The organism is Mesorhizobium qingshengii (assembly GCF_900103325.1).
GTDB classification, from domain to species: Bacteria; Pseudomonadota; Alphaproteobacteria; order Rhizobiales; family Rhizobiaceae; genus Mesorhizobium; species Mesorhizobium qingshengii.
Genome location: NZ_FMXM01000023.1, coordinates 1 through 13,867 on the forward strand (window position 1 = coordinate 1; position 13,867 = coordinate 13,867).

At 62.7% G+C, this 13,867-nt stretch carries 11 protein-coding genes and 2 pseudogenes; 8 read left to right on the forward strand and 5 right to left on the reverse strand.

Annotation, left to right across the window (positions count from 1 at the left end):
* Positions 1-264, reverse strand: a pseudogene (locus tag BLS48_RS35990) (helix-turn-helix domain-containing protein); the annotation flags it as partial.
* A gap of 434 nt (positions 265-698) precedes the next feature.
* On the opposite strand from BLS48_RS35990, the gene tauA reads away from it, so the two are divergent.
* The 5 genes from tauA (at position 699) to msuE (ending at position 5,308) form a co-directional block, all read left to right on the forward strand.
* Entirely contained in the window at positions 699-1,706 is a 1,008-nt protein-coding gene (tauA, locus tag BLS48_RS27770) for a taurine ABC transporter substrate-binding protein (RefSeq protein ID WP_091584826.1), read from the forward strand.
* A 67-nt stretch (positions 1,707-1,773) separates the two neighbouring features.
* On the forward strand, positions 1,774-2,568 hold the full coding sequence (locus tag BLS48_RS27775; RefSeq protein ID WP_091584828.1) for a taurine ABC transporter ATP-binding protein: 795 nt from the start codon (positions 1,774-1,776) through the stop codon (positions 2,566-2,568).
* Positions 2,565-3,413: an ABC transporter permease subunit gene (locus BLS48_RS27780; protein ID WP_091584830.1), complete on the forward strand. Its 849-nt coding sequence runs from the start codon at positions 2,565-2,567 to the stop codon at positions 3,411-3,413. Before BLS48_RS27775 ends, BLS48_RS27780 begins: the two co-directional genes overlap by 4 nt.
* A 46-nt stretch (positions 3,414-3,459) precedes the next feature.
* Positions 3,460-4,614 carry an FMNH2-dependent alkanesulfonate monooxygenase gene (gene ssuD / locus BLS48_RS27785; protein WP_091584832.1) on the forward strand — a complete coding sequence of 385 codons (1,155 nt, stop codon included), beginning with the start codon at positions 3,460-3,462 and terminating at the stop codon, positions 4,612-4,614.
* A 55-nt stretch (positions 4,615-4,669) separates the two neighbouring features.
* Complete coding sequence (gene msuE / locus BLS48_RS27790) at positions 4,670-5,308, forward strand: FMN reductase (RefSeq protein WP_091584834.1); 639 nt, start codon at positions 4,670-4,672, stop codon at positions 5,306-5,308.
* A 235-nt stretch (positions 5,309-5,543) separates the two neighbouring features.
* Here msuE and BLS48_RS27795 read toward each other — a convergent pair whose 3' ends face one another.
* Both BLS48_RS27795 and BLS48_RS27800 read right to left on the reverse strand, forming a co-directional pair.
* Positions 5,544-6,530 (reverse strand): NAD(P)H-quinone oxidoreductase, encoded by a 987-nt coding sequence (locus tag BLS48_RS27795; protein ID WP_091584836.1) that lies wholly within the window; start codon positions 6,528-6,530, stop codon positions 5,544-5,546.
* 11 nt (positions 6,531-6,541) lie between these two features.
* The gene (locus tag BLS48_RS27800; protein WP_091584838.1) at positions 6,542-7,078 is read right to left on the reverse strand and encodes a hypothetical protein; all 537 of its coding nucleotides are present in this window, start codon (positions 7,076-7,078) and stop codon (positions 6,542-6,544) included.
* 118 nt (positions 7,079-7,196) lie between these two features.
* Between BLS48_RS27800 and BLS48_RS36370 the strand changes: the two are divergent.
* Both BLS48_RS36370 and BLS48_RS27805 read left to right on the forward strand, forming a co-directional pair.
* Positions 7,197-7,382, forward strand: a pseudogene (locus BLS48_RS36370) (helix-turn-helix domain-containing protein); the annotation flags it as partial.
* A gap of 36 nt (positions 7,383-7,418) precedes the next feature.
* A complete protein-coding gene (locus BLS48_RS27805) occupies positions 7,419-8,111 on the forward strand; it encodes a substrate binding domain-containing protein (protein ID WP_244529937.1) in 693 nt (230 codons plus the stop codon).
* A 496-nt stretch (positions 8,112-8,607) separates the two neighbouring features.
* On the opposite strand, the gene BLS48_RS27810 is transcribed toward BLS48_RS27805, so the two are convergent.
* Together BLS48_RS27810 and BLS48_RS27815 are read right to left on the reverse strand one after the other, a co-directional pair.
* Positions 8,608-9,954 carry a VpsF family polysaccharide biosynthesis protein gene (locus BLS48_RS27810; RefSeq protein WP_091584842.1) on the reverse strand — a complete coding sequence of 449 codons (1,347 nt, stop codon included), beginning with the start codon at positions 9,952-9,954 and terminating at the stop codon, positions 8,608-8,610.
* Position 9,955: 1 nt separating this feature from the next.
* Complete coding sequence (locus tag BLS48_RS27815) at positions 9,956-12,010, reverse strand: GumC family protein (protein ID WP_244529926.1); 2,055 nt, start codon at positions 12,008-12,010, stop codon at positions 9,956-9,958.
* 298 nt (positions 12,011-12,308) lie between these two features.
* On the opposite strand from BLS48_RS27815, the gene BLS48_RS27820 reads away from it, so the two are divergent.
* Entirely contained in the window at positions 12,309-13,838 is a 1,530-nt protein-coding gene (locus tag BLS48_RS27820) for a glucosamine inositolphosphorylceramide transferase family protein (protein WP_091584846.1), read from the forward strand.
* Positions 13,839-13,867: the final 29 nt, after the last annotated feature.

The following is a 13,867-nucleotide window of genomic DNA, read 5'->3' on the forward strand; positions in this document are numbered from 1 at the left end:
GAGACTTCGTGCAATAGCGCGGATTGCGAGACCCGCCGCGATCCCGCGAGAGATTTCTTCGCGCTCCGCCAGCCCGAGCGCCGAGGCCGCTCTACGCCTTGCTGACGGAGCAATGCCGCCGTGTAAGGATACGATCCGCTGAACGCCGGTCTTGTTCCGGCGGTCCAGTGCCCGCGAGATCGACGAAATGCTCTGACCTTGCTTCCATCGCTCCCAAAGCTCGGCCTTCTGCGCTGACGTAAACCAGATCCGTGACGTCACCATGCAACACCTCCTCATCCTCTCAGATTAAGAGTGTTGCGGCGACCTATTGAACCCACCGCCGCATCTCGGCCGTTGAAGTTAGCTCTGTCGCCGCCTTCTAGCGGACATTGCCGGGAACCGCGCCGTAGGTCGCCGTCCTGCCATAAGGGACAATGGATCGCTGTGATTAACGGGCCAAGGCTGTAGGCGTAGCTTGGCAATCAGCTACTCACGCGACTGATCCCAGGCATCCCGGCCAACGAGCACGGCGCGCTTGCGCGCGGATCATCACTACAGCGACCTCCTCGCTTTAAGCTGATCAATTTTTCAATCGAACGCTCGTTTTTAGGATTTCATTTCTATCTAAGTCTATAAATTCAGTAGACTTTGGATCTAAGGCCCGCGAGTGGGCCGGCAAACGAGGCTGTGACCTCGGTTCAAAAGGATTGAAGCCCATGCGAAAGCTAATTTCTGCCGCTCTTTTCGGGGTTGCCACAGTGGTCGCTTCGACCGCTGCGCATGCCGATGAGAAGAAAGTCGTCATCGCCTACCAGACCGGAGCCAACCCATACAATCTCGGTATCGCCAATGGTGATATCGCCAAGAAGACCGGCTGGGACATCGAGTTCCGCCGGTTCAATTCCGGCGCCGATATCTTCGCCGCCATCGCATCCGGCGACGTCCAGATCGGCGATGTCGGCTCGAGCCCGTTCGCCGCAGCCGTCAGCAGGGGCATCGACGTCAAGGCGTTCTACATCTCGTCGGTCTCTCGTGACGGCGAAGCCCTGGTGGTGCGGCCCGAGATCAAGTCGCCGGCCGACCTGCGGGGCAAGAAGCTCGCCGCGGCACCCGTCTCCACTGACCATTACCAGCTTCTCGCTGTGCTGAAGCAGGAAGGCATTTCCGAGAAGGAAACCCAGGTCATTGCCATTCCGCAGCCGGAGATCGTCGCTGCCTGGAAGCGCGGCGACATTGACGGGGCGTTCGTCTGGGATCCGGCACTGTCCGAGCTCAAGAAGAACGGCAAGGTGCTGCTGACAGCCGGGCAGGTCGCCGATCGTGGCGCGCCGACCTTCAGCGCGCTGGTGGTGACCGGCGATTTCGCCAAGGCCAATCCCGACTTCCTCGGTCAGTATGTCCGGCTGATCGACGGCTACACCACGTCCTACCTGACCAACCCGGCCGCCTGGGGACCCGACTCCGATAGCGCCAAGGCGATCGCCAGATTGCAGGGCGGCACTGCAGCCGAGAATTCGGAACAGCTGAAGACGACGGTGGTTCCGCCGCTCGACGAACAGGTTTCCGAAAAATGGTTGGGCGGCGGCGACAAGAGCGCCGTTGCGAAAATCCTCAAGGATACAGCGGGCTTCCTGAAGGGCCAGAAGAAGATCACCGCCATCAAGGACAGTTACGCCGCCGCCGCCGATCCGCAATATGCGGAAGCCGCCAAGGCCTCCAACTAGAAATCCCCGAACGACATTCGGTTCTGGCTGGCGGAAATCCCGCCGGCCAGACCGCCTGGAGGTCTCCATGCTTCGAATTCGCGATGCCAGCGTCACCTTTCCAGCCTCGGACGGCCCGGACGTTCATGCGCTCGATCACGTCTCGCTCGACATCGCTCCGGATTCCATTGTCGTCGCCGTTGGAGCTTCGGGATGCGGCAAGTCGACATTGCTCAACGCGATCGCCGGCTTCCTGCCGCTCAGCGAGGGTTCGATCACACTGGACGGAAAGGAGATCGTCGCGCCCGGCGGCGATCGTGGCGTCGTCTTCCAGAAGGATACCTTGCTGCCATGGGCCAATGTTCTCGACAATGTCGCGCTCGGCCTGAAATACCGGGGCATGTCGCGCGGCGAACGCCATGAGCGGTCACGGCGCCTGCTGGAACTGGTCGGGCTTGCCGATTTCGCCGAAAAGCCGCCCTACGAACTGTCCGGCGGCATGCGCCAGCGCGTCGGCATCGCGCGGGCGCTGGCCACCGATCCGAAGATCCTGTTGATGGACGAACCGTTCGGTGCCCTCGACAGCCTGACGCGAGAGACGATGCAGCAGCTTCTGGCCTCGGTCTGGGCCAAGACCGGCAAGCAGATCCTGTTCATCACCCATTCGATCGAGGAAGCCCTGATGCTCGGCACGACCATCGTTGTGATGTCGCCCCGGCCAGGCCGAATCGTCGCCCGGTTCGACGCCGACTTCGTTCGCGACTTCGCTGAGAGAGGCGACATCGGGCCGATCCAGTCGCACCCGCGTTTCATCGAGCTGCGGCAGGAAATTCGCTCGCTCATCCACCAGCCGGAAGGCGCCCGCACAGGAACCTTGCAATGACGCTTGCCGCCAATTCCGCAACTTCATTCCCTTCTTCGACGGCTCAGCGCGCGCCGTCGCCTCGGCCGCGTCGATCCGCATCGACCAGCACGCTCGGCATCAGCCTGATCACGCTGGCTGCGCTGATCGCGTTGTGGTTCCTCGCTGCGCATTTCGAATGGGCGTCGCCGCTTTTCCTGCCGTCGCCGGGCGAAGTCCTGACCCAGTTCAGCGCCGTCTGGGCCGACGGCTATGCCAACGGCACGTTGCTTGACCACACGCTCGCCAGCCTTACCCGGATCGCTGCGGCGCTCGGCGTCGGCATTTTCCTGGGCATTCCGCTCGGCCTGTTGATGGGGCTCAATCGCTGGGTCAAGGGCATCTTCAGCGTTCCGATCGATCTCTACTGGGGCTTGCCGCCGCTCGCCTACCTGCCGCTGCTGATCATCTGGCTGGGCATCGGCGAGACCTCCAAGATAGTGCTCCTGTCGCTGTCGACCTTTGCGCCGATCTGCTTTGCAGCACAGGCGGGCGTCCGGTCAGTGCCCGCTGAACGGATCAATGCCGCGCTGTCGCTTGGCGCCAGCCGGCTGCAACTGTTCACGAGCATCATCCTGCCGTCCGCATTGCCGGAAATCATGACCGGCCTGAAGATTGCCATTGGCGCCGGACTGTCGACGCTGGTCGCGGCCGAGCTGATCGCCGCCCAGTCGGGCCTTGGCTACATGATCATGTCGGCCGCCAATTTCCTCGCCACGGATGTCGTCTTCGTCGGCCTGATCGTCATCGCCATCCTTGCCTTCGCCTTCACCAGCGGCATGCGCTGGCTGGAGCACCGCCTCATCCCCTGGAAGGGCAAGATCTGACGATTGCCCGCCCACACACTTCCGTATCGCTGAAAGGAACAATCCGATGTCCAGCAACAACCATCCCCTCGACCTCTACTGGTACCTGCCGACCCATGGCGATGGACCGTATCTCGGCACGGACGAGCGGCACCGCCCGGCAACCTTCGGATATCTCAGGGAGATCACCCAGGCCGCCGACCGGCTTGGCTTCAAGGGCGTGCTCTTGCCCACGGGAACGCGATGCGAGGACGCCTGGATCGTGGCGGCCGGGCTGATCCCTCTTACCGAACGGCTGAGGTTCCTCGTCGCGCTTAGGCCGGGCAGCGGAACACCGGCCCTGTTTGCGCGTCATGCTGCCACGCTCGACCGCATTTCCGGTGGCCGTGTCCTGCTCAATGTCGTCACCGGTGCCGACCCGGCCGATCTCGCCGGCGACGGCAACAAACTCAGCCATGGCGAACGTTACGCGCAGACCGACGAGTTCCTGACCATCTGGCGACGTATCCTTTCGGGTGAGCCGGCGGACTTCGAGGGCAAGTACCTCTCCGCCCACGGCACCGACATTTCCTTCCCGCCGGTTCAGCAGCCGCATCCGCCTCTCTGGTTCGGAGGCTCTTCGGACGCCGGCATCGCCATCGCCGCAAAGCACGTGGACACCTATCTGAGCTGGGGTGAACCGGTGGACCAGCTTGCAGAAAAGATCGGCCGCGTCAGGGTGGCCGCGACGGCGCAAGGCCGGACAATGCGCTTCGGCCTTCGCATACATCTGATCGTCCGCGAAACGGAGGAGGCGGCCTGGGCCGCAGCCGACCGGCTGATCAGCCACGTCACCGACGACCTTGTCGCCGAAGCCCAGAACGGGTTTGTCAACATCTCGGAGTCCGTTGGCCAAAAGCGCATGTCGGCGCTTCACCAGGGCCGGCGCGATCGGCTGGTCGTGGGTCCGAATCTGTGGGCAGGGCCCGGGCTGGTGCGCGGCGGCGCGGGAACGGCGCTGGTCGGCAATCCCGAAAATGTTGCCGCGCGGATTCGCGAGTATCAGGACATCGGCATCGAAACGATCATCGCGTCGGGCTATCCACACCTGGAAGAGGCGTTCAACGTCGCTGAACTGCTTTTCCCCAAACTCGGACTGAGCGGTGAAGCCGCACCTGCGGAGCGCAGCTGGGACGTGGAGTTCGGGCGGGTGCGATCGAAAGTCGCCGCATCCGCTTCGTGACGTCCTGCAGACAACAACAGGGCCGACAACAAACAGGAATAGAAGGGAGGCTACGATGTCTGGACCAACGGTCGTAGGTTTTTCCGGCAACATCACCCGGCCGTCAAAGACATATGCCTTCGTCGAGCACATCGTCAGAGATGTTGCGCGCCGCAATGGACTGTCGGCCAACGTCTACGACATCGCGGACCTCGGCGCTTCCTTTCCTGCGGCAAGGCGCGCGCATGATCTCGAGGCTACAGCGAGAGACATCCTCGAACGGATCATATCGGCGGATGTACTCGTCGTTGGATCGCCAACCTACAAGGGCAGCTATACCGGGCTGTTCAAGCATTTCTTCGACCTGGTCGATCCCGCCGCGTTGCGCGGCAAGCCGGTTCTGCTGACGGCTACGGGCGGCGGAGATCGGCATGCCCTCATCGTCGAGCACCAGCTTCGTCCGCTGTTCGGCTTCTTCGAGGCATTCACCTTGCCGACCGCGGTCTATGCCGTCGACCGCGACTTCGTCGAAGGCATCCCCGCCTCGCAGTCGATCCTCGATCGGTTGGCGCAGGCTGTCGGTGAGGCGAGTGTAGTGCTATCCAGCACAAGCAAGCACCTATTGCCGCTGAATAGCATTGGTCCTGGCGGTGGTACCGAGTCATTTGCCAGCATCAGCCTTAAACCAGCCGTTTCTATTGCTGTTACTGAATAGCTGTCTTCCGCCGCATGTCGGCTGTAAAACCCAGTCCTGCCAACTACTGAAAGCAGACACTAAGCGGCGGCCACGCCGGAGGTCGCAGTTGCGCCCGATTTCGGTCATAGAAGTCATCGCGGCGCGCGCCTATAAGCAGACGCACCCGCGACGATGTTTCGTAATCTGTACGCCGATATCTGAGGGTAGGTCCGTCACTCCTATCCCGTTCAAGAGCGGAATCTTACTTTCGGCATCACGGATGAAAATCGCCAAGAACGATTTTGCCGAACACACCGCCGGCTTCCATGCGACGATGGGCATCCGAGGTTGCCGAGAGCGGATACGTTGCTCCAACGAGGGGATGAAGTTCTTTGCCCATCATCGGCAGCACCTGGTCCCTGAACCGCCGGATCATCTTTCTCTTCTCTGCCCGAGATCTGGATTTCATGACCGTCCCCAGCAGTTGCAGATGGTTGTGAAGAACGGTACCGAGGGGAATGATGGCATTGTCATCACGCCCCAACAGGCCGACCTGAACAAGCCGACCGCCAGGCGCAAGACTTCTGATGTTACGGGCCAAGTAGGACCCGCCGACAAAGTCGATGATCAGGTCCACACCGCGTGAGGCTGTCACGTCAATGATCTCTGCCTCAAAGTCGACCTGCCTGTAATCAAAAACGGCATCCGCGCCGAGTGCCAGTACCCTTTCGATGTTGTTTCCAGACGCAGTGGCCAGCACTGTCGCGCCCTGAGCCTTTGCAAGTTGGACCGCAGCCGATCCGATGCCGCCTGCAGCAGCATGGACGAGAACGAGTTCGCCCTTCGCGATTCCTCCGAGATTTGCCAGCGCTTCCCAGGCTGTCACGAAGCTTTCCATGACTGCGGCGGCGTCGGTGAAGGACATGCCGGATGGAATGACAGTCGCCATGCCGCTGTCGAGGCGCGCATACTGGGCATAGGCGCCGCCGCCGACAATCCCCATGACACTGTCGCCAACGGCATAGTCGCTGACTGCGTTTCCGACGGCTATCACTTCTCCCGCGACCTCAAGGCCCAGAATGCTACTATCGCCGTAAGTCCGAGAACCGTAGACACCTTCGCGTTGAAGAAGGTCAGCGCGGTTGACACCTGCCGCCATGACCTTCACCAGGAGGTCGTCGGGACGCACTTCGGGCATAGGGACGTCGGCAAGTCGCATTACATCGGCGCTTCCGAAGTCATCGAAGATGATCGCTTTCATCGCAAGGCTCCTTACTTCGAAAGCGCGCGCCGGGCGATGCTGGCAGCAAACAGCGGAGTTTCGCGACGGTTGTGGTCTCCGCCTGCCGTCTGACGGGCTGCGGCGGCGTCTTCGTAGGTGACCCCATGGTTTTGGATGAAGGTCATGAACGCATCCGTCGGATGGGCTGTGACCTTGTTGGTGTAGCGCGACCTGCGGTCGTCAATCTTCTCAACAGAGAGTTCCCAGACGACATTGACCTGGGTCCTGCCATTGGCAGTGAATACATCCGAGATTGAGTTCATCCGGCAATAGGTTGGTTCGGCGACCTCGGCGACATAGTGCTGCACCACGAGGCCCGAGCCGATCTGTTCGACATTGATCGACATACGACGGCCGTCGTCCGTCCAGGTGACGCCCGCTGCAATGTGGTCGGGCGGGCAGCAGCGAAGATATTCCGCTTCTGGCAAGTTGAAGAGCCAATCGGCGATGTCGATCTTCTCGAGCGGAACGTCGATCTCTGCGGAATAGGCGGACTGTGAGAGGAGTGAATCGAGGACCTTGACCATGGGAGTGTTCCTTGTGTTTGGTGAGCAAAACTGCCCGTTGACGAGAAGGAATGTGCTCCTGATGACCTTGGATGATAACCAACTGAATGGGCGGAACGGTTTTGCGTCGTAGGCAAAGATGAGGGACCCACGCTTCGCCGAACATCTGGCGGTTTATGTCGACGTCGTCCGCGCGGGCAGCTTTTCGGCTGCGTCTCGGCGTCGGGCTGTCACTCCCTCGGCTATCGTTCGACAGATCGATGCGCTCGAGCAGGACCTGGGAGTCCCACTCCTTGTCCGCTCGACAAGGGCACTGTCGTTAACGGACGCGGGGCGTCATCTCTTCGAGCGCGCCCAGCGCTTGCTCGATGAACTGGCCGATACGCATGCCGAGGTGGCAGCTTTCGATGGCGAGGTCAGCGGCACATTGCGGCTCGCTTGCTTCCCGACCTTCGGAAAACGATATGTCATTCCTGTTCTGGCATCGCTTGCACAGCAATACCCAAGTTTGCATGTAGAGCTGGACTTGACCGAACGGCTGGCCGACCCGGTCGCGGAGCGCCTTGATTTAGTGGTGAGAATGGGGGAGCTATCGGACAGCACGCTGATCGCAACCAAACTGGCACCTCACGATCGCATCCTCGTGGCAAGTCCTGCATATCTTGAGCAGCACGGCGTGCCGGAAAGCGAAGCCGCGCTTCGCAATCATCGCCTTCTCGATAAGCTCCATGGCAACGATCTTCTTGGGTGGTCTTCGATTCTCGGCGCGCCGACAGGGGAGACCTGTGAGCACGTTGTCTTCCGGTCGGACGATTTTGAAGCGCTGAACGGGGCTGCGCTGGCCGGGATGGGCGTTGCGTTCCTCCCAAGCTGGGTATCGGGACCTTCAGTAAAGGCGGGTGATCTTGTACGCCTGACGATATCGAGGGAGAGGTGGAATGAGAGGCCTTCGGGAATCTATCTCCTGCGCGCCCTCCCGGCGCCACCCGCGAAAGTCAAGGCATTCACGCAAGCGCTGAAAGATCACGTGGGAACCCCACCTTGCTGGAGCTGAGAAGCGTGAACGAGAAAAGCTAATTGGCCTGCTGCCACATCAATTAAAGCACCGATGTATGCGGCATTTGCAATCGGGCAGCGATGGGATGCAGGTACTAGATGCTAAAAGATTTCGATAGCTGGACCAAGGTCTCAGACCTACCGGAGGGCACAGCGGCTTCGGCAGATAAGCTATTCAAAGCGATCAACGCAGCGTTCATGCTCACTCAGACGTGCGCGAGGCGGCGATTATCAGAACTTTCATGCGCATGCCTAACTGCGGACGGTTGTTTGGATAGCAGCGAATGGCAGTTTCCCGCGTACCATGTCCATTAACTCGCTAGATGCTTCGCTAGGCATTAGCGTTGGAAATGGGCCGACAGACGACTTTACATGCCGACACCACGTATGTCCGCTTCTCGCGAAATCACCGGAGCAGCGGACTGGCCGTCAACGGCCTCATCTCGGCCATCGGCGGCAGCCAGTTGATTAAGCTTTGTGAAACGGCAATTGCATCAAAAAGATGTGGAGCGGTTCTGCGTTTCCATGAAACGAGGAACTGCTCTGGCCGGCCTCATCACCGCGCGCGCCGGCCGATAGAGGGCAAGGCACAGCACGGCGATCTTGGTGAGCAGCGTGGTCTTGGAGGAGATGCTTTCCGAGGTGTTGAGGAGGATGAGCCAGCCCACGACCGGCAGCCAGACGCCGGGATGGCAGCGGCGCGCCACCTCATGCATGAACAGCCCGAAGCCGGACATCATCAACAGGGTGAAGAAGGCGCCCTGGTAGACCGTCATGCGGATGAACGGGTTCTCGATACCCCATTCGAGGCCGTTGATCCGGCGCAGGCTCTCGACGAGATCGACGCTCGGCCCGACGATCACGTCGCGCAGCTCCAGATATCTGAAGATCTCGAACATCTCGACGCGGGCATTGGCGCTGCCGCCGTCCGAAACGAAGCGGCCAAGCAGTGCATCGAAAAAGCCCTGCGAGGCCAGGACGGCGATGGCAACCGGCAGCAGCGCGGCCAGCATGCTCGCCAGCGCGGCGCCGAGCAGGTTGACGCGTCCGGTGCGCAATTTGCGAAAGCCGTGGAAAAGCACATAGCTGCCGCCCAGGAGGATGGTCACCACCATCGCCGACCGGCCGCCGAATGCAACGAGCGCCGCGCATTGCAGGCCGACCATCGCCAGCCGCAGCGGCGCCGGCAGCGATCTCGCGCCGCTGAGCAGCGCCAGCACGTAGATCGACGTCAGCGTGGCATTGACCAGCGGATGCCCCTGCAGCGCGCTCGAACGCAGGTCGGTGGCGAACACCTCGCCATCGAAACGATAGGGGAAGAGCAGCGTCTTGGTGGCGAACTCGACGAGGGCGAGCAGCGCGTTGGCCGTCATGATCGCATGAATGACGGTGGGCAGCCGGGCGAATGTCCATTCGTCGTCCTCGCCGAGCAAGAGCACCAGGAGCCCGGAAGCCACGAACGTGTCGATCATGCCGGCCATGCCGGGCCGTTGCCTGAGGATGACGACGGCCAGGAGCACGATGGAGATGACGACCATCAGCGCGGTGGCCGGCCGCCGGTCGGCGACGTGGACGCAATAGCCGACCGGATTGCCGAACGTGCACGCACGCCAGGCAAACAGCAGGATGATGAGATAGGTGGAGGGATGGATCTTGGTCGCCGCGCTGCCCGACAGGCCATCGTAATTGTAGCCCAGCAGCCAGAGCATGCCGCCCGAGACGCTGAACAGCACCGCCACGGCGACGATCAGTCCGATCTGCGTCACCGCATCGATGGAGGTGCCGGCGCGGGGCGCGACGCCACTAAGGGTCGAGGCGGTTCCGCTCCAGCCGGAGGCCATGTCAAGCCACCTCGTCGACCAGCAGCGCGCCTGTCGGCACCCGCCCCATGACGGAAATCGCCTGCACCGTCGCCGTCACGTCACGCATCGGCGTGGCGTTCAGCCGCGCGACCAGCACGATCTCGTCCACCATGGCGACAAGCGGCGAGGCATTCAGGTTCTCGGCGAGCGCGCCGCCATCGACGACGACGAGTTCGAAACTCCGGCTCGCCTGGGTCAACATGTGCTGCGCGAAGTAGACGCCGTGGGCTTCCTGGAAGACCGCCTTCGGCCGGCCCCTGCCCAGAAGGGCAACGTTGCTGCCCGGGGCATATCGGCTGATGGCCTCAAACGCATACTCGCCGCGCAGCACATCGAGTATCCCCGGCTGCGGGTCCTTCTGGCCGTTGCTGGCGTTGGTGTCGACGAACAGGACGCGGCTGCCCCTGGCAGCCGCCGCGTTGGCGATCAGCCGCGCGATCCTGTTGCGCTGCGCGCCATCCTCGGGCGGCGACGTCACCAGAATGCTTGGCACCAGCGGCCAATCCGGCGGGCGCCTGCCGGAGGTGAACATGCGCCGCAGCGCCAGGCCGACGACAGCGTCCGTCTTCTGGCTGGCCGCGGCGGCCGGGCTCGCGCCGAAGGGCCACCAGCGCCGCCCAGCCTTCGTTCCCGCCGGCAGGATGCCAAGCACGGGGGCATCGATCACCGACTGCATCTGGTTGCTGGAAAGCACTGTCGGCGAGGAATATTCCGCGATCAGCGCCAGGCCGGTGCCTAGCCCCAATCCACCAAACACCGCGCCAAACAAAAGCAGCCCCAGTGGCGGCCAGCTTTTCTTCTGGGCCGGCATGGCATCCGAGATGACGCGCGCGTTGGTGCTGTCGACGTTGATCTGCTCGCGCGTTTCCTGGGCTCGCTGCAGGTAGGTCGCGTAGACGGAACGCACCGCCTCGAGGTCGCGCTGCAGTTCGCGCAGCCGCACCGATGCCTGGTCGGTGTCGAGGGATTTGCTCTTCATGCCCGCGACCTTCGCTTCCAGCGCCTGCTGGTTGGCGAGCGCCCGCTCGTAGTCGGTCTCGGCGGCCGTCTGGATCCGGCCGAGCTCGCGCGCGATCAGCTGACGCGTGTCGCGCAGTTGCTGCTGCGCGGCGATCATCGACGGATGGCGCGGCCCCAGTTCCGTGCCAAGCTGCGAGACCTGGTCGACAAGAGTTGCTTCCTGTGCCCGCAGGCTCGAAATCACCGAAGAGCGCATCGCTTCCGTGGTCGCATCGGCCGTGCCGTTCTGCTTGCGGAGCTGGTCGACCTGCGCCTTCAGCGTCGCGGTGCGGCTCTGCGCCGCCGAAAGCTGTGTATTGATATCCGTGAGTTCCTGGTCGCTGACCAGGGTGCCCGCCGCCATCACCATATTGTTGGCCGCCTTGTAGGCCTCGACGGCGTTTTCGGCCTGCTGAACGCGCTTTCGCTGTTCGTCCAGCCGCGCCGTGATCGACTTCGACGCATCCGTGGCGGCTTGCGCGCGCGCGTTTGCCTGGTCGGCCAGATAGGCCTGCGCGATGGCGTTGGCCAGGAGCGCGGCCTTGTCGGCACTCTTGGCCGTGACGATCACGTCGATGACCAGGACCTTGTCCGCCCGCTTCACCGCGAGACGGCTGCGCAGCGCATCGAGGGTCGAGAGCGTCCTGTCCTTCTGGTCCGGGCCCGAGCCAAGCAGGCGCGACAGCAGGCCCTGCCCGTTGAATTCCGGATCCGCCGTCAGGTTCGTCGCCTTGATCGCCCGCAGCAGCACGCCCGTCGACTGGACCACGCTGACCTGGCTTTCAACCTGCGTGATGCCGCCGTCGGGTGCCAGCCCGCTCGGATTGATATTGTTGGTGACCACCTGCAGGTCCTGCGGATCGACGATGATTTCCGCCACCGAGCTGTAGAGCGCGGGCGTGAGCAGGCCGTAGAGCAGGGTCGCGAGCGTCAGCAGCACGGCGGTGCCGATGATCCACAGGCGACGGCGCACCAATATGCGCTTCAGGTCGCCAAGCTCGACCGTCGAAGGTGCGTATGATGACGCCGAATCCACCGGTCCCGCTTCCGGAAAGTATTGCTGAGGAACGCTGGGCAGAGATGATAGCATAGCTGCCTCCTACAATACTCCATTTGCCTGCAAGACCAAATTGCGGCGTGAGCCTAGCTATTCCTCCAATTGTTAAAACATTATTAATTATGTTCGCACCTCCTTGGAATTTTGGCACGGGGTTTGCTTAGAAGGAAACCAGAGTGTTGAGATCGCGTAGCAGGAGGCCGACATAGATGGGGCAATGTTTGAACCGGGCCGGCTGCGTTGGCGATGATATGCGCCGGACCGCCGAGCGTCCGATATGCGGGTAAACCTTCGCCTGGACAGCCAATGCGTCCGCGCCTTTCACCTCACGCTGCTCCAACGCCTGGCCGTGCTTCCAGACGTGACGGTGTCCGTCGACGCCCGGCCGGCCGGCGGCGGCATCCCACGCGGCGCGGAAGCCCTGTTCCAACTTGAAACGGCGATACACGGCCTGTCCCGCGACGGGCTGGCGAAACGCGTGCCACTTTCGGACCTCGCTCCCTACCGCACGGAGCAGCCCGCTTCCCCCGACCTGGTGCTCGACCTCTGCGGTGACGTCAATCCGGAAGCAACCCGCGTCTGGCGCGTCACCTACGATGGCGCCAGTGGAGAAGAAGCCTTGCTGGCCTTGATCCTCGACGGCCGGACGCCGCTTGCCCAGATCGAGGAGAACGGCGTTGCGATTGCCGCCGGGCGCCTGGGAACCGAATATGGCGGCATCGCGCTCGCTTCCTTCCAGGACGTGCTGGCGCGCACGGCAACCCTGGTCGTCGCGGCAATGACGGGCGCGGCGAAGGCCACCGCCCTGCCGGCGCTGCCCGAGGCGGCGCGGGCTGGCGCCCCGCCGCCGATGCCCTCGGCCGGCAAGCTTGGCGTCAGGGCGGGCAAGGCGCTGGCGCGGCGGATCGTCCAGAAGATCTATCATCTTTGCTACAACGCGCCGCACTGGAAGGTCGGCTGGCGTGAGACCAAAGGCAGGGATCTGTTCGAGCTGCGCGCGCATCCGGCATCGGGCTGGCAAGTGCTGCCGGACGACGGCAGTCGCTTCTACGCCGATCCTTTTCCGATCCTGCATCAGGGCCGGCTCACTTTGTTCGTCGAGGACTATATTCACCGGCTCGGCAAGGCCATCATCTCCGCCGTGTCGTTCGGCCCGGCGGGGCCGCTCGGAAGCCCGCGGCCGGTTCTGGAACTGCCCTACCACCTCTCCTACCCCTTCGTCTTCGAGCGCGACGGCGAGGTCTGGATGATCCCGGAAAGCTGCGCCAACGGCACGGTCGACCTCTACCGCGCGACCGCCTTCCCCGGCGGCTGGGTCAAGGAATCGACGCTTCTGTCCGGCGTCGTTGCCAGTGACGCCACGCTGGTCGAGCATGGCGGACGCTGGTGGATGTTCGCCACCGTCAGGGATGGTGGAGGCACCATCCGGGATGGCGGAGGTGCCTTTTCCGACGCGCTGCATCTGTGGTCGGCGCCTGATTTTCGCGGGCCCTGGACGCCGCATCCGAACAATCCCGTGCTGATCGATATTGCCTCGGCAAGGCCGGCCGGCCGCATGGTGAAACGCGGCAACGACCTCATCCGCCCCGTGCAGGACTGCCGCCGGAGCTATGGCGCCGCCCTCGGCATCGCCCGCGTTTCGCGCCTTGATCCGACCGGCATGGAGCAGGTCGTTGAAACGATCTTAAATCCCGGTGAGCTATGGAGTGGGCGCAAGCTGCACACGCTAAACGAGGCGGGCGGCTTCGAGTTCATCGACGGCTCGGCGATCGCGCCGCGCTGGAAGCGTGGCGGCGGATTAACCTAAACATTGCTTACCACCAGCCTCACGCAAAG